The organism is Rhodopseudomonas palustris (genome assembly GCF_003226555.1).
GTDB classification, from domain to species: Bacteria; Pseudomonadota; Alphaproteobacteria; order Rhizobiales; family Xanthobacteraceae; genus Rhodopseudomonas; species Rhodopseudomonas palustris_I.
The window spans coordinates 1,237,728-1,257,652 of record NZ_QKQS01000023.1 but is presented as its reverse complement, the minus strand read 5'-3'; the positions used below and the strand labels follow the sequence as shown (position 1 = coordinate 1,257,652).

Genomic DNA, 19,925 nt, shown 5'->3' with positions numbered 1-19,925 from the left:
CCGAAGCCGAGTCGCCTAACTACGTTGATCGAACGCCAGCCGCACTCCGAACGCGACCAGCACCGAACCGGTCACGCCATCGATCGACCGCGTGAACGCCGGATTGCGGACCAGCCTCGCGAGCGGCCGGGTCGCCGCGGTAATCGCCGCGAACCAGATCAAGCCCATCGCGGCGTGAATGCCGGCGAGGCCGACGCTGAAGGCGACCACCGGCGCGTCCTGCGGAATGAACTGCGGCAGGAAGCTGACGTAGAACACGCCGACTTTCGGATTGAGCAGATTGGTCATCAGGCCGCGCACGAACCAGCCGGCCGAACGAGCAGCTGACGGCTCAGGCAGCGCAGCGTCCACGGCCGGCTCCGGCACCGCCGGTCGGAAGGCGGCGCGGACCATCTGGGCGCCGAGCCAGACCAGATAGGCGGCACCGACATATTGCAGAATGCGATAGCCGATCTCGGAGACCGTGAGCACGGCGCCGAGACCGACCGATGCCAATAGTCCCCACGCCAACACCCCGCTCACGACGCCGGCCCCGGCTTTCATCGCCGCACCGCCGCCTTCGACCGTCGCGGTGCGCAGCACCAGCGCGGTATCCAGTCCCGGCGTGATCGTCAGCAGCGCAGCGGCGACAGAGAACGTGGCGATCGCAGACATCCAATCCATCTCAACCTCCGAGGCCGGCGCAGAACGCATCGAACAGCAAGCGGCCTTGCTGCCACTCCCCCAGACCACTTGCGCCGTTGATGTGGCCGTGAGCGCCGGCGATCACCAGACCGGCGTTCCATTCGCGCGCCCGTCGCCGAGCGTAGTCGAGCGAGCCGTAGGGATCGTCGCTGCTGGCGACGATCAGGGCCGGAAACGGCAGCGGCCGTACCGGCGGATGACCAAAGCTCGCCGCTTCGGCCGGAAACGCCGCGGCATCCGGATCTGGCACCGCCACGAGGAAAGCGCCGCGCACACGGTCCCGGATCTGCTCGGCCGCATGCGCGACCAGCAGACAGGCCAGACTATGGGCGACCAGCACCGCAGGCTGCCGCGCATCGGCGAGCGCGGCGCCGAGCGCCCGTGTCCAGTCGGCGAGATCGGGCGCGTCCCAATCCGCCGGACGAAACCGCGCGAACGAGGGGGTGGCGGACTGCCACAGACTTTGCCAATGCGTCTCTCCGGAGCCGCTGATACCCGGAAGGATGATCACTGGTGCCATGGTGCCCGCCTGATGTTGATCATACGCAAGGTACCCTATGATGAAACTGAAGCGATCTCATCCGACCCGCAGCATTTCTCATCGCGGCGAGCGCAGCGTGATGGCTGCCGCGACTTGACAGCGAGGCCACCGATGGCGTGATGCTGAGCGACGATATGTCCGTTCCGGACAGCTCATTCGATCGGCACGCGTCACTCGTATCGAGACGTCGTGCGGAGCGCACGATGACCGACCTTCCCGGCTCGAAAACCGCCGTCGTCATTCGGCACGTCATCTTCGAAGACCTCGGACACTTCGCGCCCGTGCTCACCGCGGCCGGCTACGACATCCACTATATCGATCTCGATCAGGCATCGCTCTCCGCGATCGATCCCAACCAGCCCGATCTGTTGATCGTGCTCGGCGGACCGATCGGCGTCTACGAAGTCGAGGCCTATCCGTATCTGCTCGAGGAGCGCCGGATGCTGGCGGCGCGGCTCGCCGCGAAGCGGCCGACCTTCGGCATCTGCCTCGGCGCCCAGCAGATCGCCGCAACGCTCGGCGCCGATGTCGCCCCGATGGGTCACAAGGAAATCGGATTCGGGCCGTTGACGCTGACCGACGCGGGACGGCGTGGACCGCTCCGGCATCTCGACGGAGTCCCGCTGCTGCACTGGCACGGCGACGCGTTCCAGATTCCCGCCGGCGCCGAGAACCTCGCCACCACCGCGCTGTGCGCCACGCAGGGCTTCGCGATCGGCCGCAATGTTCTGGGCCTGCAGTTTCACCCGGAAGTCGAAATCGATCATGGCATCGAACGCTGGCTCACCGGACATGCGGCGGAGCTGTCGGGAGCCGGCATCGATCCGCGCGCGCTGAGGGCGCAGGCGAACGCCATCCCATCTGACGCGCACGTCGCCGGGCAGCGGATGTTCGAGGAATGGCTGTCGCAGCTCGACTGACGCCCGACGATCTCGCGCGGTTCGGCAGCGATCCGGCGCGCGGCGCTACGGCCCGGCCTTGAGCGTCAGCGTGAACACCGCGCCGCCGCCGTTTCGGTTGGCCGCCGCGAGCGTGCCGCCGTGCTCGCGGGCGATGCCGTAGCTGATCCACAGGCCGAGGCCGGTGCCCTCGCCGACCGGCTTGGTCGTGAAGAAGGGTTCGAAGATCTTGTCGATCATGCCGTCCGGCAGACCCGGGCCGTTGTCGGCGACCGCGATCGCCACCTCGTCGTCCTGCCGTCTGGCCGAAATCTCGATCCGCGGCGCGGCGTGGCCGCGCAGCGCATCGATCGCGTTGTCGACCAGATTGACCATGATCTGGTGAAACTGGCCTTCATTGCCGATCACCGTTGCCTCCGGCGCGATGTCGAAAGCGAGTTCGACATGGCCGGGCTTGGCACGCGCCGCCCAGCGCGCCGCGGTGCGCACGATGCGGTCGACGTCGATCGGCTGGGTCTCGCCGGTGCGCGGGAAGCTCAGGCGACGCAGGTTCTTCACCACGTCCGACACCCGCATCGCGCCTTCCAGCGTGCCCTCGATCAGCGACGCGTAGTCGGCGAGCAGCGCATCGATCTTCAATCGCCGGCGCAGCTCGTCAACCTCGGCCGGATCGGCGCCACCGTGGATCGCCGTCAGATACGCCGCCATCCGCTCGCGGTAACGCTCCAGCATATGGATGTTGCCGTAGATGAAGCTGATCGGATTGTTGAGTTCGTGCGCCACGCCTGCAACCAGGCGGCCGAGGCTCGCCATCTTCTCCTGCTCGACGAGCTGGCGCTGGGCGCGCTGCAATTCGCCGTGCGCGGTGTGCAGCGCCTCGTAGGCGCGGCGCAGCTCGCCGATCGGCCGTCCGGTCAGCACCGTGCCGACGCGATGGCCGGCCTGATCACATCGCGTCGCTCCGTTGATGGCGTAGAGATCCGACAGCCCGTGCGCGGTGACGAAGCGGATTTCCAGCGCGATCTCCGAGGACGACGGCGCCCGCAGCAATTCCTCGATCCGGGCACCGTCCGCGGCATCGACCAAATCGCCCAGCGGCCGTTCGACCACCGCATCGGCAGGCGTCGCCAACAGCCGCACTGCCGCCGGATTGACCTGAAGCACGATGCCGTTGCGGTCGCAGACGATCAGGATGTCGGAGACCGATTCGATGACGCTGGAGATGAACGCCTGCGCTTCCTCCAGCGCGGTGTTCTTCTCTTCGAGGTCGGTCTCGTAGCGGAGCAGATCGGCATAGACCTCGTCCATCTTGCGGATCACTTCGATCCACGCCGCCTCCTGGTCGCCGTCGAGCGGCGACAGCAGAGGCGAACCGACGCGCTCGATCAATCGTTCGCCGGGTGCGATGCGATCAGGCATCGTCGTCGAAGCCCTTGCGCAGATCGTAACGGCCGAGCTTGTTGCGCAGGCCGACACGCGACAGGCCGAGTTCGCCGGCGACGCGGCTGATATTGCCGCCGTGACGATCCAGTGCCTCGATGATCATGTGCCGCTCCAGCGCCTCGATATTGGTCTTCAGGGTGGCACTGCCGTGATGCGAGGACTGAAGCCGGATCGGCTCGTTGCCCTGCCGGATCCGCGCCGACAGATCCGCTTCCTGCAGCCAGCCGTCCTTGGTCAGCACCACCATCCGCTGGATTTCGTTCTGCAATTCGCGGACGTTGCCGGGCCAGTCGTAATGCCGCATACGCGCCAGCGCGCCGGGAGTGAAGCCGTTGACCGCGCGGCCGTAGGATTTGGTGACGTCGGCCAGCACCTTGGCGGCGATCAGCGTCACGTCCATCGGCCGCTCGCGCAGCGCCGGCATGTGCAGCGGGAACGCGGCGAGCCGATAGAACAGGTCGCGGCGGAAACGGCCGGCGCGGACCTCAGCCTCGAGGTCGCGGTTGGTGGCGGCGACGATGCGGACGTCGACCTTGCGGACGCGCTGCGCGCCGAGCGGGCGGATCTCGCTCTCCTGCAGCACCCGCAGCAGCTTGACCTGGAACGCTGGCGAGGTCTCGCCGATCTCGTCGAGGAAGATGGTGCCGCCGTCGGCGACTTCGAACAGTCCGACTCGGTCCTGATAGGCACCGGTGAAGGCGCCCTTCTTGCAGCCGAACAATTCGCTTTCCAAGAGTTCGTCCGGCAGCGCACCGCAATTCTCGACCACGAACGCCTTGCCGTTGCGCGCCGAGCCGTAATGGATCGCGCGGGCCAGCAGTTCCTTGCCGGTGCCGCTCTCGCCGGTGATGAGCACCGAAATGTCGAATTCGGCGGCGCGTTTGCCGAGCTCGATCACGTCGGCGAGCGGGCTTTCGGGCGCATGCACGATGCGGTCGAAATCGTACAGCTTGCGGGCTGCGCCGCGCTTTTCGGTGACGACGCGCTGCACCCGCTCCGGCGTCAGCTTGACGTCGATATTGGCGGTCTCGGTTTCCTTCTGCAGCCGGAACAGCTCGACCGCGCCGCGCACGATGTCGAGCAGCCGGTCCGGGTGCCACGGCTTGGCGATGTATTGGTAGACCCCGGCCTCGTTGATACCGGCGATGATGTCCTCGGAGTCCGAATAGCCGGAGATGATCATCCGGACCGGATCGGGCCAGGTCTCGCGAACGTGCTTGAGGAAGTCGACACCGGTCTCGTACTGCATCCGCTGGTCGCACAGGATGGCGTGGACGATCTCGCTTTCCAGCACGCGCCGCGCCTCGCCGGCATCCTTGGCGCAGATCACCTCGAACTCGTCGCTCAGCACGCGCTTCAGCGATTCCAGCGAGCGGATCTCGTCGTCGACCACCAAAACCGTCGCCTGACCGCTCATCGTCCTCGTTCCATCACTCACAACACCAGTCTAACGCCTTCAGCAAATCCGCGGCAATTGCTCGCCCGAGAGCCAGTCGACGATCCGTCCGCCGCCGAACGACGTGGTCATCTGCACGAAGTGATGATCGTCGGCGATCACCTCGCCGATCAGCGCCGCATCGCGTCCGAGCGGATGCGCCCGCATCGCGGCCAGCACCGTCTCGGCCGCCTCGGGCGCGACGATCGCGATCAGCTTGCCTTCATTGGCGACATAAAGCGGATCGAGCCCGAGCAGTTCGCAGGCGGCCGCCACCTCGGGCCGGACCGGCATCACGTCCTCGTCGAGCCGGAACCCGACACCGGATTGCTGCGCCAATTCGTTCAGCGTCGCCGCCACCCCGCCGCGGGTCGGATCGCGCATCACCCGCAGCCCCTGCGGAGCAGCCGCCACCATTGCGGCGACCAGTTCGTGCAGCGCGGCGCTGTCGGACTGGATCGAGGTCTCGAAGGCGAGGTTCTGGCGCTGCGACATCACCGCGACGCCGTGGTCGCCGATAAAGCCGGACAGCAGCACCTTGTCGCCGGGCCGCGCCAGCTCGGACGACAGCACCAGCTCGCGCGGCGCGATGCCGACACCGGTGGTGGTGATGAACACGCCGTCGGCCTTGCCGCGCTCGACCACCTTGGTGTCGCCGGTGACGATCGGCACGCCGGCGGCGCGCGACGCCGCCGCCATGCTGTCGGCAATCCGCTTCAGATCGGCGAACGCGAAGCCCTCCTCGATGATGAAGCCGGCCGACAGATACAGCGGCTTGGCGCCGGCCATCGCCACGTCGTTGATGGTGCCGTGCACCGCCAGCGAGCCGATGTCGCCGCCGGGGAAGAACAAGGGCGACACCACATAGCCGTCGGTGGTCATCACCATCCGGCCGCTACCGACTTCGAACGCCGCCTGATCGTTGCCGGCGCGCAGCATCGGATTGTCGAACGCGGCGTGGAAGATCTCGCCGATCAAATGCGCCATCGCCCGGCCGCCGGCGCCGTGCGACAGATCCACCCGCCCGTTCTTGAGGTCGAGCTTGCGCCGCCGGATTTCGCTGCTCATGCCACGTTCCTCTGCGCATGGTCGCGGAAGCGGCCATAGGTCCAGTGCGCCGCGCAGGCGCCTTCCGACGACACCATGCAGGAGCCCATCGGCGTCTCCGGCGTGCACAGCGTGCCGAACAGCTTGCAATCGGTCGGCCGCTTGATGCCGCGCAGGATGGTGCCGCATTCGCAGGCCGGATTGTCGGCGGCGGAGATCTCCGCCATCGCAAACCGCCGCTCGGCGTCGAAGTCACGATAGGCGTCGCGCAGCCGCAGCCCGCTGAGCGGCACCGCGCCAAAGCCGCGCCACTCGAAGCTGTCGCGCAGTTCGAAGATCGCCTCGACTTCGGCCTGCGCGATCGTATTGCCCTCCGGCGTCACCGCACGGATGTACTGGTTCTCGACCTCGTGACGGCCGTCATTGACCTGGCGGATCAACATCAGGATCGCCTGCATCACGTCGAGCGGTTCGAAGCCGGCCACCACCACCGGCTTTTCAAACTCGCGGGCAAACGGCGCGAATGCATCCGAGCCGATCACCGCGCTGACATGCGCCGGACCGACGAAGCCGTCGAGCTTTGGGCCGGGCTGGCCGTCGAGATCCGGGTGTTCGAGGATGCCGCGGATCGCCGGCGGCGTCAGCACATGATTGCAGAACACCGTGAAATTGCCGAGCGCCCTCGCTCTTGCCAGCTTGATCGCCAGTGCGGTCGGCGGCGTGGTGGTTTCGAACCCGATGGCGAAGAACACCACCTGGCGCTCCGGCTCGGCCTGCGCGATGGCGAGCGCATCCAGCGTCGAATACACCATGCGGATGTCGGCACCGGCCGCCTTGGCGCGTAGCAGCGAGGCACTGTGCGAACCCGGCACCCGCATCAGATCGCCATAGGTGCACAGCGTCACCTCCGGCCGCATCGCCAGCTGGATCGCCATGTCGATGCGGCCGACCGGCAGCACGCAGACCGGGCAACCGGGGCCGTGCACCATGCGCACGTTCGCCGGCAGCAGGTCTTCGAGGCCGTAGCGCGAGATCGCGTGCGTATGACCGCCGCAGAACTCCATAAAGTGGTAGCTGCGCGCCGGATCGGCCGCCTGCCCGATCGCCGCCGCGATCCGCCGCGCGACGTCGCCGTCGCGATATTCGTCGACGTATTTCATTGCGCGGCCTCCGCGAGCTGTCCCATCTCGGCGAGCAGCGCCAGCGTCTGCTTGGCCTCCTCCGGATCGATCCGCGTCAACGCGAAACCGACATGGACGACGACGTAGTCGCCAACCGCGACGCCCTCGACCAGCGCGACAGAGATCACCTTGCTGACGCCGTCGAGCGACACCCGCGCCATCTGGTCGGGCAGCAGTTCGACGACTTCGGCGGGGATGGCGAGGCACATCGGCGCTACTCCGTTTCGGCTATGAGTTGACCGGCGATCCACGCCTGGCCGAGACTGAGGCCACCGTCGTTCGGCGGCAGTTGCCGCGCCAGCAGCGGCGTCAGCCCGGCCGCGCGCAGCCGCGCGGCGAGATCTTCGCTCAGCACGCGATTGAGGAAACAGCCGCCGCCGAGCGCGACGGTCGTCAGTCCGGTCTGCTCCGCCGCCTGCACGGCCCATTCGGCGAGCGCGGCGGCGAGCGTGCCGTGGAACAGCTCGGCGCCGTCCTGCGCATCGGGTCGTTCGGCAAGGTGCGCGAGCAGCGGCGAGAGATCGAGCGTGCCGGCGCCGATCTCCCAGCCGCCGCCCAGCACGCGCGGGTGTCTCACCAGCGCTTCGAGCTGCATGGCCGCCTGGCCTTCGTAACTCTGTGTCGCGCAAACCCCGAGCAGGCCGGCGGCAGCATCGAACAGCCGGCCGGCGCTGGTGGTCGTCGCGCAACCATGACTGGCGAGCATTGCGGCCAGCGCCGCCGCGCGCGGCTGATCGGAAAAGCGCGCCGCGATCTCGGTGCCGCGTCCGAGCGCCTGCAACGCTGCCGCCGCCATCCGCCACGGCTCGCGCGCCGCCGCATCGCCGCCCGGCAGCGCCAGCGGCGCCAGATGGCCGAGCCGCGTGAAGCGCGGTCCCTCGACTCGCAGCAATTCGCCGCCCCAGGCGCTGCCGTCGCTGCCCTGGCCGTGGCCGTCGAGCACGATCCCGAGCAGCGGCGCGGCAACGCCGTGCTCGGCGGCGATCGAGGCGACATGGGCGTGATGATGCTGCGCGGCGACCAGCGGCAGAGCGAGACTTTCCGCGAAACGCGTCGAAGCGAAATCGGCGTGCAGATCATGCGCGACCGCGACCGGCGCGGCGCCGACCAAGCGCGTCAGATGCGCGATGGTGTGTTCGAAGAACCGCACGGTGTCGGCACTCGCCAGATCGCCGATGTGCTGCGACACGAATGCTTCATGCCCGCGCGTCAGCGTGACCGTCGTCTTCAAGTAAGCGCCGACCGCCAGCACGGGCGGCACCGCGTGCGGCAGCACGATCGGCTGCGGCGCGAAGCCGCGCGCCCGGCGCACGAAGGACGGCGCGCCGTCGATGACCGCCGCAACGCTGTCGTCGGCGCGCACCACGATATCGCGGTCATGCCCGACGATGAGATCGGCGACGCCGGCGAGCTTGCGTTCGGCATCGTCGATCACGATCGGATAACCGCCGCAATTAGCGCTGGTCGCGACCAGCACCAGATCGACCGGCGCGCGCTGCCAGTCGCGCCCCGGCGGCGAGCCGGCGGCGGCATGGAAGATCAGATGATGCAGCGGCGTGTAGGGCAGCATCACGCCGAGCGCCGCGAGGCCCGGCGCGATCGACGGCGCCAGCGCGCCGAGATGCCGTAGCAGCACGATCGGCCGCGCAACCGAGCTCAGCAGCGACCGCTCGGCCGCGCTCGCATCGGCAATACGATCGAGCGAGGCCTCCGACGCCACCATCACGGCGAACGGCTTGGCGTCGCGGCCCTTGCGGCGGCGCAGCTCGGCAACGGCGGATTCGTTCGATGCGTCGCACAGCAGATGATAGCCGCCGAGGCTCTTCAGCGCGACGATACCGCCGGCGCGCAGCCGCGCGACGATCTCGGCGATCGGCTGATCGAGCCGCGGCCCGCAGGCCGGGCAGGCGACCGGCTCGGCGTGGAAGCGACGGTTCGAGGGATCGCGATAATCACGCCCGCAGTCGGCACACAGTGCAAAGCGCGCCATCGAGGTGTTGTCACGATCATAAGGCAGGCGCTGCGTCAGCGTGTAGCGCGGGCCGCAATGGGTGCAGTTGACGAACGGATAGAGGTGGAAGCGGCTGGCGGGATCGAACAGATCGTCGAGACACGCCTCGCAGGTCGCCGCATCCGCGCCGATCCGCGTCGTCACCGCGCCGCCGCGCGTTTCGGCGATGTCGAAATCGCGCTCGCCACAGGCGCGGAGCGTTTCGGTCTCAATCGCGTCGACCCGCGCCAGCGGCGGCGCCTCGTTGCGCAGCGCCGCGATGAACTCCGGCAGCGATGCGCCTTCGACCTCGATCAGCACGCCTTCGGCGTCGTTGACGACGAAGCCGCCGAGCCGGTAGCGCTGCGCCAGATGATACACGAACGGGCGGAAGCCGACGCCCTGCACCGCGCCGCGCACGCGCACACGCGCGCGAGTGGCATCGGGAAACAAGGCGACGGCGGGCTGCATCGCACTACTCGGCCGCGTTCGCGGCGGCGCGGGAAGCCGCGGCACGCTTGGCGATCCAGGCGTAGAACGCCGGCATCCCCTCGCCGGTCTTGGCCGACACCGTCAGCACCTCGATCTTCGGATTGACCCGGCGGGCGTATTCGATCGTCGCCGCGAGGTCGAAATCAAGATGCGGCAGCAGGTCGATCTTGTTCAGCAGTAGCAGATCGGACGCCGCGAACATATGCGGATATTTCAGCGGCTTGTCCTCGCCCTCGGTGATCGACAGCACCGCCACCTTGTGCGCCTCGCCGAGATCGAACGCGGCGGGACAGACCAGATTGCCGACATTCTCGATGAACAGCAGGCCGCCCTGCGCCGACGGCAACTGATCGAGGGCATGGCCGACCATATGGGCGTCGAGGTGGCAGCCCTTGCCGGTGTTGATCTGGATCGCCGGCGCGCCGGTTGCGCGGATCCGCTCGGCGTCGTTGGCGGTCTGCTGATCGCCTTCGATCACCGCAATCGGATGCTGATCCTTCAGATCGGTGATGGTATTCACCAGCAGCGTCGTCTTGCCGGAGCCGGGACTGGACACGAAATTGAGCACGAAGGTGCCGGCGGCGGCGAAGCGGGCGCGGTTTTCGGCCGCATAGCCGTCGTTCTTGGACAGAATATCCTGCTCGATCTGCACCACGCGCGCTTGCGTCAGGCCCGGCACATGGACGCCGGCGATGCCTCCGCCGAAATCGATGCTGCCGTCCTCGGCCGGATGCGCGTGGTCATGATCATCATGGTGATGATGATCGTCGTGGTGATGATGCGCGTGGCTGTGGCCATGACCGTGATCATGCGCATGATCATGGTCGTGGCTGTGATCATGACCATGCTGGTGGGCATGGCCGTGCGCTTGCCCAGGGGCCACGCTGGCGTCTCCGCATCCGCAAACCGTGCACATCAATCGACCTCCAATTCCTTGATCCGCAACTCGTCACCCGCCGTGACCTGCAATTGATAGCCGCCGCAGTCCGGACACGGCTCGGCCCGCTGCGTCAGCGGCACCGTCTTGGCGCAGCTCATGCACCAGGCTTCGCCCGGCACGGTAACCACCTCGAACCGCGCCTCGGCGGCGATCCCGGCATGGGCGACCGCGGAAAAGCAGAACCGCATCGCCTCCGGCTCGACATGGCTGAGCGCGCCGATCTCGACCCAGACCGTCCGCACCCGCGAAAAATTCTGCGCCTTGGCCTCGCGCTCGATGATCTCGATCAGCCCTTCGCACAGCGACATTTCATGCATCGGCGGCCTCACGCAACGTAACGTCGTAGCCGACGCAAGGATCGAATGCCGCGACCAGCGACACGACGCGCTGCCGGTCGGCCTCGGTGGCGGAGAGCGGCGCGCCGATCAGCGCGCGGGCAAGCGGCCCCTGCGGATGGAAATTCCATTCGGTCGGGGCGAGAATCTCGTAACGGGCGATGCGGCCAGTCGAATCCAGCGCGATCAGATGATGCAGCCGCCCGCGCGCGCATTCGACCGCGCCGAGCCCGACGCCATCGCCGAGCCGCGTCGCCTGCAGGATGGCGGCAGCATCGGCATCGCCACGGCGCAGCGCGTGCAGAAGCCGCGGAGTGGCCTGCGCCTCGACAAGCCGGGCGAGCTGGCGGCCGGCAACGCCCGTTCCGACTGAGCATATCAGCGGATGATCCGCGAGCCGCGCCAGCGCGCCGGTTTCGGGGATGCGACCCGCAAGATCGGGCCGCGTCGCGAAGCAGGCGCCGTGCCTCAGGAGTTGTTCTCCGACGAGACTGTCATCGTCCGCGGTGAGTGGATCGACGGCGATGGCGGCGAAATCGGGCTGGCCCGGTGCTGGGATCGGGAATGCTCGGCTTTGGGGAGACGCCCCCTCACCCCGGCCCTCTCCCCGCACGCGGGGAGAGGGAGCGCGGGCGCTATGCAGTTGGGCGAGGGGAGAAACGGATCTGAGCCAAGTGTGATAGGCGCCGGCATCGTCGAAACTACCTGCCGGCAGGCCGAGCGCGTCCAGGCCTTGCGCGAGGGCGGCGATCGCCTCGGCCTCCAGCAAGCTGCGACCATCGAATCGGCGCGCGGCGGCGATCAGGTCGCGGAGCTGTGGCATGAAGGCCGGAAGTCGATCACCGGCGAACGAGGTGATGGTGCCGCGGAGCAGCTCGATCAGCCGTTCGGCGAGCACGGCACCGGCCTGCGCGGCCATCTGCTCCCGCGGCATGATTTCGCCGCGGGCGGCGGCGAGCGCGCAGCTTGCGGCGGCGCGTTGCGCCGAGGCGCACAGCGCGAACAGCCGCGGCACCAGCGCCACGACCCCGTCGGCCGGCTTGCCGAACGCCAATCGGCCGACGCCGACCGGACGGCGCGCGCTGATCTCGAGCCGCGCGACGCGGCCCTGCGCCAGCTCCACGCTGACGGCAATGCGATGCTCGCGCGGCAGGGCGTTCATGGCCGCCGCTCCGTCAGGACGCCGCGCAGAAAGCGGCGACGGTCGAGCGCCGGGGCCGGCTGCGGGACCGCGGCGGCTTCGGGCACGGCATCGACAACAAAATCCGGATCGAGCACCGCCGCAAGCGCCGCCAGAGCGGTGCTCTCCGCGATCTGCTGATCGGCGAAGCCGAACATCGGCGACGCCAGCGAGCAGCTTTCGATCACGCCGAAGCCGTCGAGCACACCGACGGTGAAATCCATCACGCCGGCCGGCATCGCCCGGGCCACCGTCGCACCCTGGCTAACCTCAGTGCCGCGATCCGCGGGCACCCGCACCAGATTCATGAACCACGGCGTCACCACCACGCCGAGCGCGGCGTCGCCCACCGCGCGAAAGCCGATCGTCGCGACCTCGAGCACAGGATTGTAGATCGGCAGGTCCTGCATCGCCCGATCGGCGACGCGATACACCGCAGCGATCGCCTCGCCTGACGCGCGCGCCTCGGCATCGCGATCGGGGGCGGGCTCAGCGGTCATCATCCACCTTGAGAAATTTGCTCGGCGGTGCGTCGCAGGTCGGGCAGCACCAATCCTCCGGCAGCGCGGCGAACGGCGTGCCGGGCTCGGCGCGGCCGCGGCTGTCGCCTTCGGCCGGGTCGTACACCGTCCAACACACGCCGCATTCCATCCGGGCGTGTGAGCTGGCTTCGACGCGCCCGAAATTCTCGAAGCTGCTCATGCGAAATACGCCTCGATAATGTCGCCTAGCCGCTCGGCGGAGTCGTGAAAATCTTCGTCGGCGGCGCGTACGGCCGCCGGCACGTCGCCGACCTCGATGGTGTCGAGGATCGGCGTGTCCATCGCGTTGAGATACTGCACCGACCAGACGTGACGGGCGCCGGTCGCGAGCACGCGGCAACTGCCGTAGCCGCGCGAATACAGCTGCAGCGGCCCGCTGCCGAGCGTCGCCACCAGATGCTCCATATCGGCCGGATTCATCGGCAGCAGCGTGAAGTTGATGACGTGCGGCGGCTGGCCGGCGCGATGCGCCGCCATGCGTTCACCGATTTCGGCGAGCACCGGCATTACGTTCATCGCGCCCGCGGGCGGCTCGGTGATGGCGATCTCGGCAGCTGGAAAGTCCAGCGCAGCGCGCGCCGCGATCTCGGGGACTGCACCGACCTCCAGATAGTCGTAGGCGCGCTGGCCGGCTTCGCCCTCGATCCGCACCCGCCACAGCCCGGCGAACACGGACTCCTGGATCTGCGCGACGCGGCGATCCGGCAGCGCAACGATGCCGGAGACTTCGCCCTCGCCGAGAACGTCGGCGAGTAGTTTGCGCTCGGCCCCGTCGAGCCCATCGATCCGCACCCGCGTCGGCGCCGCATCGGCACGCTGCACAGCGAGCGCCTGGCGGAGCTGGGCAAGGAGATCGGCGAGCCGCGGGCACTGCTCCAGCAGCTCGGCGCCGCTGCGGGTGGCGAGCGCCGCGATCGTGCCGGCCCCGGTCAGGCCGCGCCGTTCACCGCCGTCATGGCCGACCGGCAGCACGAGCATCTCGATATCGTCGCCGCCCTCGACGCTGGTGTACCCCACTCTCATGCCGAGGCCTCCTGCGCGAGGATGCGAGCGTCGGCGTCGAGCAGCACGTTGATGCGCGCCAGATAAACCGACCAGTCCTGGATCTTGGAAATGGCACCGAGGCTGCGGCCCGGCCGCGCCAGCGCGATGCCGGGACAGACCTTGACGCCGAACCGCGGCATCAAGGCTTCCTCATCGCCGGCAGCAATCTCGGCGCCGACCAGTCGTCCGGCAAACGCGGTGATCAGTTCCGGCAGCACCACCGCGATATCGGTAGCTTCCGGAAACCGCGCGGTGTCGCCGCGAAAGAACAACACGGTGATCTTGTCCGATGCGGCGGCGATGAAATCGTCGACGGTGGCCTGATCGACGATCGGCAACGCATTCCTGTGCGCCGCGGCGGGCGCGAGCGAAGAGCCCATGTTTCCTCCCAGTCCCGATCTCTCTCATCGGTCGTGACTTGCTTGACCGGATATTCAGCAAGCCACGTGCCAATCGATCTCACCAAGCAACGGCGTCGAATTTACCGTCAAACCAGGCGATTTCCGACCGAACCGGCGGAGATGTCAGAACCACATGGAAACATACTTTTCACGGAAACTGGACGCTTAATTTCCAAGCGCCCAGCGGCGAGCGATCGACCGCCGTCGGCGGTGCTCAGTGCCGCTCGGTCCGCAAGTGCGGCGGGAGTTCGGGCTCGCGGTCGATCAGGTCGGCGAACAGATGTTCGAACGGACGTCCTTCGATCGCCGCAGCGAGGCCGTCGAGCGCATCGTCGATCTGCTGCGCCTCGTCCGGATCGAGCTTCCTGATCGCGCTGTCGATGAACACCAGCAGCCGGTCGCCGATCACGACCTCGCCGATCAGCGCGGTCGAGACGAGACGTTGCTCGGCACGGCGCTCGCACAGCGCCGTCGCGCCGTCGGCACGGATCACGGTCATCGGGACGCCGACGCACATTGTACTTTGTCCGGCGTTACAACGGCAGCGCCAGCGCGACCCCGGCGAGCGCAATCGCGCCGCCGGCCAGCCTGAACGTCGGCAGGCGCGAACGCAGTCCGCCGAGCGCCACACCCGCGCCGTGCAGCAGCGCAGTGGCGGCGACGAAGCCGAGGCCGTAGGCGAGCGGCGAGGCCATCGCCGGCATTTCGGCGCCGTGCGCAGCGCCGTGGAAGACCCCGAACAGCGCCACCATCGCGGCAGCCGCGCCGGTCGGCACCCGCACCGCCAGCGCCACCAGTACGCCGAGCGCGATCACCGACAGCGCAATCATCGGCTCCACTGCCGGGAGCGTAATGCCGCTCGCGCCGCCGATCGCACCGAGCGTCATCAGCGCGATGAAACTGCCGGGCACCAGCCAGCGCGCCCGCCCCCCGAGCGAAGCGGCCCACAGGCCGACCGCAACCATCGCCAGCAGATGATCGAGGCCGAGAAACGGATGCGCAAAGCCGGCTGCCGCCCCCTCGGAACTCAGCAGGTGGACTCCGGTGTGCGCTTCGGCGAGGCCGGGCACGCACACAGCGAGGCTCGCAAGCGCGGCAGCGCGGATCAATCGGGTCATGACATCTCCTCCCTCATCCTTGGACTGCGGCATTGGCCGGATCGGCGCGCCGCTCGTAGCTGTCGTGATCGATATCGTTGCCGAGCAGGCCCTGTGCCGGATCGAGCGGGACCGCGCGCGGCGCGACAGTGATGCCCCATTCGCCGAGAACCTCGCACGCCAATGCCAGCGCGTCGGCGATCCGTGCCTTCACCGGCGGCGTCAGCGCCCCGCCCCAATCCTCGAGATCCTGCGGCTGGCAGCCAATCAGTGTCAGCCGCTGCGGCGCCGCGCCGAGCAGATCGGCGGCGCTCAGCACTTCCTGAAAGCCGGTCTGGTGCAGGCTCATCTTCTTGGCGCCGGTGAATCTCGGCACCTCGTCGCCGTCGATGCGCTTCAGCGTTCCGGGCGGCAGGCCGTAGTCGATCGCGTCGAACACCAGGAGATGATCGTGCTCCTGCAGGAAGTTCACCAGATACAGCCCCTGGGTGCCGCCATCGAGCACGGTGACGTTGCCCGGCACCTCGAACGCGCGATGAAACGCCTCCACAGCACGCACGCCGAACCCTTCGTCGGCCCACAGAATGTTGCCGATGCCGAGGATCAGGATGCGGGGAGGCTGCGATATCGCCGGATGCTCGGTCATGTCGTGGGTGTCCTCGGCGAAGGCTGTTGCAGCGGAGCTCTGTTCACCCTCCCCTGGAGGGGGAGGGTCGGCGCGCAGTCCGCGAAGCGGAGTGCGTGACGGGGTGGGGTGAGCTGCGGGCACGGCGGATGAACTCTTCGCCACCCCACCCCGCTCGCTAAAGCGAGCGACCCTCCCCCTCCAGGGGAGGGTGAAGTACTCACAACTGATGGCACGCGGCGTGACCGTCAATTTCTCTACTCAATCCGGCAGGTCGTCGCGGAACAGGCGTTCGCCGGAGACCATCGACGAGATCATGCTCTGGCGGCTGAGGATGTCCTCACGCACCGCGGCGTAGATGTGGATGATCACGAACACCACGATCGCCCACATCCCGAGATGATGCAACGTGTGCAGCGTCTGGCTGGTGAAGATGGAGAACATGAAGCCGAACAACCCGTACTGCCAGCTGTCGATGCCCTGCCCCTCGGAATACAGCGCCATGCCGCTGATAATCATCAGCACCAGGAATATCATGAAGGAGAACATCGCCATGTGCGCCAGCGGGTTGTGGCCGATGTACTTCTTCGGATCCTTGACCAGGAACGCATACCACTTGAACTCGTACAGCATCCCCCACCACCAGGTCTTGTTGGTGAGCGGCAGCATGAACAGCTGCCGGGAGTATTTGTTGCCGACGAACGCCCAATACACCCGCATCAGGAAGAACACGATCAACAACTGCCCGGCGGCGAAATGCACGAAGCGGATGTAGCCCATCTGGAAGTTGGCCGACGCCTCGCCCGGCACCGAGGGCGGCGGCGAGCCGATGAAATAACCGGTGACGCACAGCGCCAGGATTAACAGCGCGTTGACCCAGTGCCACAGCCGCACCGGCGCCTCGTAGACATAGACGGTCTGGAGCGAGCGCGCGCGTTCGCCGGCCGAATCGAGCGCGCCCTGGACCCGAGCAATCTCCGTGGTCATCGTCTGTTCCTCCGGCTGGCGCTCAGCGCACGGTGACCTTGCTCATCTCGCGGCCGTCTTCGCTCATCACATGCGTCGAACAGGCCAGGCACGGGTCGAACGAATGCAGCGTCCGCAGGATTTCCAGCGGCTGGTTCGGATCGGCCATCGGGGTATCGAGCAGCGACGCCTCGAACGCGCCGATGCCGCCCTTGGGATCGCGCGGGCTGCCGTTCCAGGTGGTCGGCACCACCGCCTGATAGTTGTCGATCTTGCCGTCCTTGATCTTGACCCAGTGGCCAAGCGCGCCGCGCGGCGCCTCGGTGAAGCCGACGCCCTTGACGTCCTTGGCCCAGGTCTCAGGCTTCCATTTGTCGACATTGGCGGTCGAGCTGTCGCCGGCCTTCAGCGTCGCGATCAGCTTGTCCTGGAAGTAGCGCAGCTGATGCGCGGCCCATTGCGCCTCGAGCGCGCGCGCCGCGGTGCGGCCCAGCGTCGAGAACAACGCCGTCACCGGCAGGCCGAGATCGGTCAAGAGCTTCTCGGTCGGCTCCCTGAACTCCGCTTTGTTCTGTGCGTAGCCGATGATGTAGCGCGCCAGCGGGCCGACCTCGACGGCGTTGCCCTTCCAGCGCGGCGACTTGATCCAGGAGTATTTCGCCTCCTCGTCGAGCGCTTCGATCCGGGTCTTGGTGCCCTTGGATTTCGGGCCGAGCTCGTAATGCGGCACGGTGACGCCGTCCCAGGGGTGCAGCCCCTTGGTCTCGTCCGGATATTTGTACCAGGAGTGGGTGACGAACTCCTGCACCTGATTGGGATCGGCCAGATCGATCGGCAGCACTTCTTTGAGATTGCCGTTGAGGATCACGCCGCGCGGCAGCTTCAGCGATGCATCCGAATAGTCGTTGGCGTGTTCGGGGATGTCGCCGTAGCTCATCACCGATTTGCCCGACAGGCCGCCGCCGTAGGTCCAGTCCTTGTAGAACGAGGCGATCGCCTGCACGTCCGGCAGATAGACCTGATCGACGAAAGTCACCATCTGGTCGATGATCGAGGAGACCAGATTGAGCCGTTCCATGTTGATGGCGCCGACCGCGCCGGTGCCGTCGATGTTGATGGCGCACGGCACGCCGCCGACCAGCCAGTTCGGATGCGGATTCTTGCCGCCGTAGATGGTGTGGATCTTGACGATTTCCTTCTGGAAATCGAGCGCCTCGAGATAATGCGCCACCGCCATCAGATTGGCTTCCGGCGGCAGCTTGTAGGCCGCATGGCCCCAATAGCCGTTCTTGAACGGGCCGAGCTGACCACTCTCGACGAATTTCTTCAGCCGGGTCTGCAGATCCTTGAAGTAGCCCGGGCTCGACAGCGGCCACGACGAGATGCTCTGCGCCAGCGTCGAGGTCGCCTTCGGATCGGCCGACAGCGCCGACACGATGTCGACCCAATCGAGCGCGTGCAGATGATAGAAGTGCACGACGTGATCATGCACCTGCAGCGTGAGCTGCATGATGTTGCGGATGGTGTTGGCGTTCTCGGGGATCTTGATGTCGAGCGCGTTCTCGACCGCGCGCACCGAGGTCAGCGCGTGGGTGCCGGTGCAGACGCCGCAGATCCGCTCGGTGAACGCCCAGGCGTCGCGCGGGTCGCGGTTCTTCAGGATCACCTCGATGCCGCGCCACATCGTGCCGGTCGACACCGCGTTGCGGATCACGTTGTTGCTGTCGACATTGACCTCGACGCGCATGTGGCCCTCGATCCGGGTCACCGGATCGACCACGACGCGGCGGCCGGCATTGTCGAGTTTGAAGCCGTTGGGAGTGGTGACGTTGGTCATGATCGTGCTTTCCCGGGCTTACGCGGAGGCGCCGTTGGAGGAACCGTTCGACGCGCCGTTGGTCGGCACCTCTTTGCGCCGCGACAGGTTGCGCACGGTCGTCACGGCGGCGTGCGCCGCGATCGCGGCGCCGACCACGCCGGCCGCGGTCGCGCCGATCTTGTCGGCGTTGGCTTCGATGCCGAACTGATTGATGGTGGTGAGCCGGTCGTAGAACGAGCCCTGATCCCAGAAGCCGTCTTCGGAGCAGCCGATGCAGCCGTGGCCGGACTGGATCGGGAACGACACGCCGCCGTTCCAGCGCACCGTCGAGCAGGCGTTGTAGGTCGTCGGACCCTTGCAGCCCATCTTGTACAGGCAGTAGCCCTTGCGCGCAGCGTCGTCGTCCCATTCCTCGACGAACTGGCCGGCATCGAAATGCGGCCGGCGGTAGCATTTGTCGTGGATGCGCTGCGAGTAGAACATCTTCGGCCGGCCCTGGCGGTCGAGCTCCGGCAGCCGGCCGAACGTGGTGACGAAGGTGACCACGCCGGTCATCACTTCGGCGATCGGCGGACAGCCCGGCACCTTGATGATCGGCTTGTTCTTGATCACCTTGTCGATCGGGGTGGCCTGGGTCGGGTTCGGCTTGGCGGCCTGCACGCAGCCCCACGAGGCGCAGGCGCCCCAGGCGATCACCGCCATCGAGTCCTCGGCCATCTCCTTCAGCTTCTCGACAAAGGGGCGGCCGCCGTCGATACAGAACATGCCGTCTTCGTTGAGCGGCGGATTGCCTTCGACCGCGAGGATGTACTGGCCTTTGTACTTCTGACGGGTCTCCTGCAGGATCGCATCGGCCTGATGGCCGGCGGCTGCCATGATGGTGTCGTCGTAATCGAGCGAGATCATCGACAGCACCGCATCCTTCACCAGCGGATGCGCCGAGCGGATGAAGCTCTCCGAGCAGCAGGTGCATTCCAGCCCGTGCATCCAGATCACCGGAATCCGCGGCTTGGTTTCGAGCGCGTTGGCGATCTGGCTGGTGCCGATCGGACCGAGGCCGAGGCTGGTCGCCGTCAGGCTGCAGAACTTGATGAAGCTTCGGCGGGTGATGCCCTGCCGCCTGATCACCTCGTAAAAGGTTTCGGTCGCTGCGCCCATGATGGCTCCTTGGTGTCCTCGCCGCGTGCGAAGTCTGTGTCGGCTTCGCTGTTCGAGAGGTGTTCGCAAGAACCATGCCAGCGCTGCTCAGCAGCTCTGGTCAGCG

Annotated in this window: 22 protein-coding genes; 1 reads left to right on the top strand and 21 read right to left on the bottom strand. The window is 67.2% G+C overall.

The window, feature by feature from the left end:
• Positions 1-15: 15 nt before the first annotated feature.
• Both DNX69_RS18365 and DNX69_RS18360 read right to left on the bottom strand, forming a co-directional pair.
• Positions 16-663, bottom strand: coding sequence for a LysE family translocator (locus tag DNX69_RS18365; protein ID WP_110787352.1), 648 nt, complete (start codon positions 661-663; stop codon positions 16-18).
• Between the two features lies 1 nt (position 664).
• On the bottom strand, positions 665-1,204 hold the full coding sequence (locus tag DNX69_RS18360) for an RBBP9/YdeN family alpha/beta hydrolase (RefSeq protein WP_110787351.1): 540 nt from the start codon (positions 1,202-1,204) through the stop codon (positions 665-667).
• A gap of 224 nt (positions 1,205-1,428) precedes the next feature.
• On the opposite strand from DNX69_RS18360, the gene DNX69_RS18355 reads away from it, so the two are divergent.
• Positions 1,429-2,145, top strand: coding sequence for a glutamine amidotransferase (locus tag DNX69_RS18355; protein ID WP_110787350.1), 717 nt, complete (start codon positions 1,429-1,431; stop codon positions 2,143-2,145).
• A gap of 45 nt (positions 2,146-2,190) precedes the next feature.
• Here DNX69_RS18355 and DNX69_RS18350 read toward each other — a convergent pair whose 3' ends face one another.
• The 19 genes from DNX69_RS18350 to DNX69_RS18260 form a co-directional block, all read right to left on the bottom strand.
• On the bottom strand, positions 2,191-3,543 hold the full coding sequence (locus DNX69_RS18350; protein WP_110787349.1) for a sensor histidine kinase: 1,353 nt from the start codon (positions 3,541-3,543) through the stop codon (positions 2,191-2,193).
• A complete protein-coding gene (locus tag DNX69_RS18345) occupies positions 3,536-4,984 on the bottom strand; it encodes a sigma-54-dependent transcriptional regulator (protein ID WP_110787348.1) in 1,449 nt (482 codons plus the stop codon). Before DNX69_RS18345 ends, DNX69_RS18350 begins: the two co-directional genes overlap by 8 nt.
• A 39-nt stretch (positions 4,985-5,023) precedes the next feature.
• A complete protein-coding gene (gene hypE, locus DNX69_RS18340) occupies positions 5,024-6,070 on the bottom strand; it encodes a hydrogenase expression/formation protein HypE (RefSeq protein ID WP_110787347.1) in 1,047 nt (348 codons plus the stop codon).
• Positions 6,067-7,209, bottom strand: a complete 1,143-nt coding sequence (gene hypD, locus DNX69_RS18335) for a hydrogenase formation protein HypD (RefSeq protein ID WP_110787346.1) — start codon at positions 7,207-7,209, stop codon at positions 6,067-6,069. The genes hypE and hypD overlap by 4 nt, the downstream gene beginning before the upstream one ends.
• Complete coding sequence (locus tag DNX69_RS18330) at positions 7,206-7,439, bottom strand: HypC/HybG/HupF family hydrogenase formation chaperone (protein ID WP_110787345.1); 234 nt, start codon at positions 7,437-7,439, stop codon at positions 7,206-7,208. The genes hypD and DNX69_RS18330 overlap by 4 nt, the downstream gene beginning before the upstream one ends.
• Before the next feature lie 5 nt (positions 7,440-7,444).
• Positions 7,445-9,691: a carbamoyltransferase HypF gene (hypF, locus tag DNX69_RS18325; protein WP_110787699.1), complete on the bottom strand. Its 2,247-nt coding sequence runs from the start codon at positions 9,689-9,691 to the stop codon at positions 7,445-7,447.
• Between the two features lie 4 nt (positions 9,692-9,695).
• Complete coding sequence (hypB, locus tag DNX69_RS18320; protein ID WP_110787344.1) at positions 9,696-10,628, bottom strand: hydrogenase nickel incorporation protein HypB; 933 nt, start codon at positions 10,626-10,628, stop codon at positions 9,696-9,698.
• On the bottom strand, positions 10,628-10,969 hold the full coding sequence (gene hypA / locus DNX69_RS18315) for a hydrogenase maturation nickel metallochaperone HypA (protein ID WP_110787698.1): 342 nt from the start codon (positions 10,967-10,969) through the stop codon (positions 10,628-10,630). The genes hypB and hypA overlap by 1 nt, the downstream gene beginning before the upstream one ends.
• Positions 10,962-12,149: a nickel-dependent hydrogenase large subunit gene (locus DNX69_RS18310; RefSeq protein ID WP_110787343.1), complete on the bottom strand. Its 1,188-nt coding sequence runs from the start codon at positions 12,147-12,149 to the stop codon at positions 10,962-10,964. Before DNX69_RS18310 ends, hypA begins: the two co-directional genes overlap by 8 nt.
• Positions 12,146-12,667, bottom strand: a complete 522-nt coding sequence (gene hybE / locus DNX69_RS18305; RefSeq protein ID WP_110787342.1) for a [NiFe]-hydrogenase assembly chaperone HybE — start codon at positions 12,665-12,667, stop codon at positions 12,146-12,148. The genes DNX69_RS18310 and hybE overlap by 4 nt, the downstream gene beginning before the upstream one ends.
• Positions 12,657-12,869, bottom strand: a complete 213-nt coding sequence (locus DNX69_RS18300) for a rubredoxin (RefSeq protein WP_110787341.1) — start codon at positions 12,867-12,869, stop codon at positions 12,657-12,659. Before DNX69_RS18300 ends, hybE begins: the two co-directional genes overlap by 11 nt.
• Positions 12,866-13,732, bottom strand: coding sequence for a hydrogenase expression/formation protein (locus DNX69_RS18295; protein WP_110787340.1), 867 nt, complete (start codon positions 13,730-13,732; stop codon positions 12,866-12,868). The genes DNX69_RS18300 and DNX69_RS18295 overlap by 4 nt, the downstream gene beginning before the upstream one ends.
• Positions 13,729-14,133 (bottom strand): hydrogenase accessory protein, encoded by a 405-nt coding sequence (locus tag DNX69_RS18290; protein ID WP_110787339.1) that lies wholly within the window; start codon positions 14,131-14,133, stop codon positions 13,729-13,731. Before DNX69_RS18290 ends, DNX69_RS18295 begins: the two co-directional genes overlap by 4 nt.
• Positions 14,134-14,368: 235 nt before the next feature.
• Positions 14,369-14,671, bottom strand: coding sequence for a HypC/HybG/HupF family hydrogenase formation chaperone (locus DNX69_RS18285; RefSeq protein WP_110787338.1), 303 nt, complete (start codon positions 14,669-14,671; stop codon positions 14,369-14,371).
• A gap of 16 nt (positions 14,672-14,687) precedes the next feature.
• Positions 14,688-15,272, bottom strand: coding sequence for a HupE/UreJ family protein (locus tag DNX69_RS18280; protein WP_110787337.1), 585 nt, complete (start codon positions 15,270-15,272; stop codon positions 14,688-14,690).
• Positions 15,273-15,285: 13 nt separating this feature from the next.
• Positions 15,286-15,897, bottom strand: a complete 612-nt coding sequence (locus DNX69_RS18275) for a HyaD/HybD family hydrogenase maturation endopeptidase (protein WP_207803159.1) — start codon at positions 15,895-15,897, stop codon at positions 15,286-15,288.
• 240 nt (positions 15,898-16,137) lie between these two features.
• The gene (gene cybH, locus DNX69_RS18270) at positions 16,138-16,863 is read right to left on the bottom strand and encodes a Ni/Fe-hydrogenase, b-type cytochrome subunit (protein WP_110787336.1); all 726 of its coding nucleotides are present in this window, start codon (positions 16,861-16,863) and stop codon (positions 16,138-16,140) included.
• A 22-nt stretch (positions 16,864-16,885) separates the two neighbouring features.
• Complete coding sequence (locus DNX69_RS18265) at positions 16,886-18,679, bottom strand: nickel-dependent hydrogenase large subunit (protein WP_110787335.1); 1,794 nt, start codon at positions 18,677-18,679, stop codon at positions 16,886-16,888.
• Positions 18,680-18,697: 18 nt separating this feature from the next.
• On the bottom strand, positions 18,698-19,819 hold the full coding sequence (locus DNX69_RS18260; protein WP_110787334.1) for a hydrogenase small subunit: 1,122 nt from the start codon (positions 19,817-19,819) through the stop codon (positions 18,698-18,700).
• Positions 19,820-19,925 lie beyond the last annotated feature (106 nt).

What these genes read in the sequence shown, in the direction of transcription:
- DNX69_RS18365 (WP_110787352.1), bottom strand. Translation starts at nt 663, where the DNA reads ATGGATTGGATGTCTGCGATCGCCACGTTCTCTGTCGCCGCTGCGCTG.
- DNX69_RS18360 (WP_110787351.1), bottom strand. Translation starts at nt 1,204, where the DNA reads ATGGCACCAGTGATCATCCTTCCGGGTATCAGCGGCTCCGGAGAGACG.
- DNX69_RS18355 (WP_110787350.1), top strand. Translation starts at nt 1,429, where the DNA reads ATGACCGACCTTCCCGGCTCGAAAACCGCCGTCGTCATTCGGCACGTC.
- DNX69_RS18350 (WP_110787349.1), bottom strand. Translation starts at nt 3,543, where the DNA reads ATGCCTGATCGCATCGCACCCGGCGAACGATTGATCGAGCGCGTCGGT.
- DNX69_RS18345 (WP_110787348.1), bottom strand. Translation starts at nt 4,984, where the DNA reads ATGAGCGGTCAGGCGACGGTTTTGGTGGTCGACGACGAGATCCGCTCG.
- hypE (WP_110787347.1), bottom strand. Translation starts at nt 6,070, where the DNA reads ATGAGCAGCGAAATCCGGCGGCGCAAGCTCGACCTCAAGAACGGGCGG.
- hypD (WP_110787346.1), bottom strand. Translation starts at nt 7,209, where the DNA reads ATGAAATACGTCGACGAATATCGCGACGGCGACGTCGCGCGGCGGATC.
- DNX69_RS18330 (WP_110787345.1), bottom strand. Translation starts at nt 7,439, where the DNA reads ATGTGCCTCGCCATCCCCGCCGAAGTCGTCGAACTGCTGCCCGACCAG.
- hypF (WP_110787699.1), bottom strand. Translation starts at nt 9,691, where the DNA reads ATGCAGCCCGCCGTCGCCTTGTTTCCCGATGCCACTCGCGCGCGTGTG.
- hypB (WP_110787344.1), bottom strand. Translation starts at nt 10,628, where the DNA reads ATGTGCACGGTTTGCGGATGCGGAGACGCCAGCGTGGCCCCTGGGCAA.
- hypA (WP_110787698.1), bottom strand. Translation starts at nt 10,969, where the DNA reads ATGCATGAAATGTCGCTGTGCGAAGGGCTGATCGAGATCATCGAGCGC.
- DNX69_RS18310 (WP_110787343.1), bottom strand. Translation starts at nt 12,149, where the DNA reads ATGAACGCCCTGCCGCGCGAGCATCGCATTGCCGTCAGCGTGGAGCTG.
- hybE (WP_110787342.1), bottom strand. Translation starts at nt 12,667, where the DNA reads ATGACCGCTGAGCCCGCCCCCGATCGCGATGCCGAGGCGCGCGCGTCA.
- DNX69_RS18300 (WP_110787341.1), bottom strand. Translation starts at nt 12,869, where the DNA reads ATGAGCAGCTTCGAGAATTTCGGGCGCGTCGAAGCCAGCTCACACGCC.
- DNX69_RS18295 (WP_110787340.1), bottom strand. Translation starts at nt 13,732, where the DNA reads ATGAGAGTGGGGTACACCAGCGTCGAGGGCGGCGACGATATCGAGATG.
- DNX69_RS18290 (WP_110787339.1), bottom strand. Translation starts at nt 14,133, where the DNA reads ATGGGCTCTTCGCTCGCGCCCGCCGCGGCGCACAGGAATGCGTTGCCG.
- DNX69_RS18285 (WP_110787338.1), bottom strand. Translation starts at nt 14,671, where the DNA reads ATGTGCGTCGGCGTCCCGATGACCGTGATCCGTGCCGACGGCGCGACG.
- DNX69_RS18280 (WP_110787337.1), bottom strand. Translation starts at nt 15,272, where the DNA reads ATGACCCGATTGATCCGCGCTGCCGCGCTTGCGAGCCTCGCTGTGTGC.
- DNX69_RS18275 (WP_207803159.1), bottom strand. Translation starts at nt 15,897, where the DNA reads ATGACCGAGCATCCGGCGATATCGCAGCCTCCCCGCATCCTGATCCTC.
- cybH (WP_110787336.1), bottom strand. Translation starts at nt 16,863, where the DNA reads ATGACCACGGAGATTGCTCGGGTCCAGGGCGCGCTCGATTCGGCCGGC.
- DNX69_RS18265 (WP_110787335.1), bottom strand. Translation starts at nt 18,679, where the DNA reads ATGACCAACGTCACCACTCCCAACGGCTTCAAACTCGACAATGCCGGC.
- DNX69_RS18260 (WP_110787334.1), bottom strand. Translation starts at nt 19,819, where the DNA reads ATGGGCGCAGCGACCGAAACCTTTTACGAGGTGATCAGGCGGCAGGGC.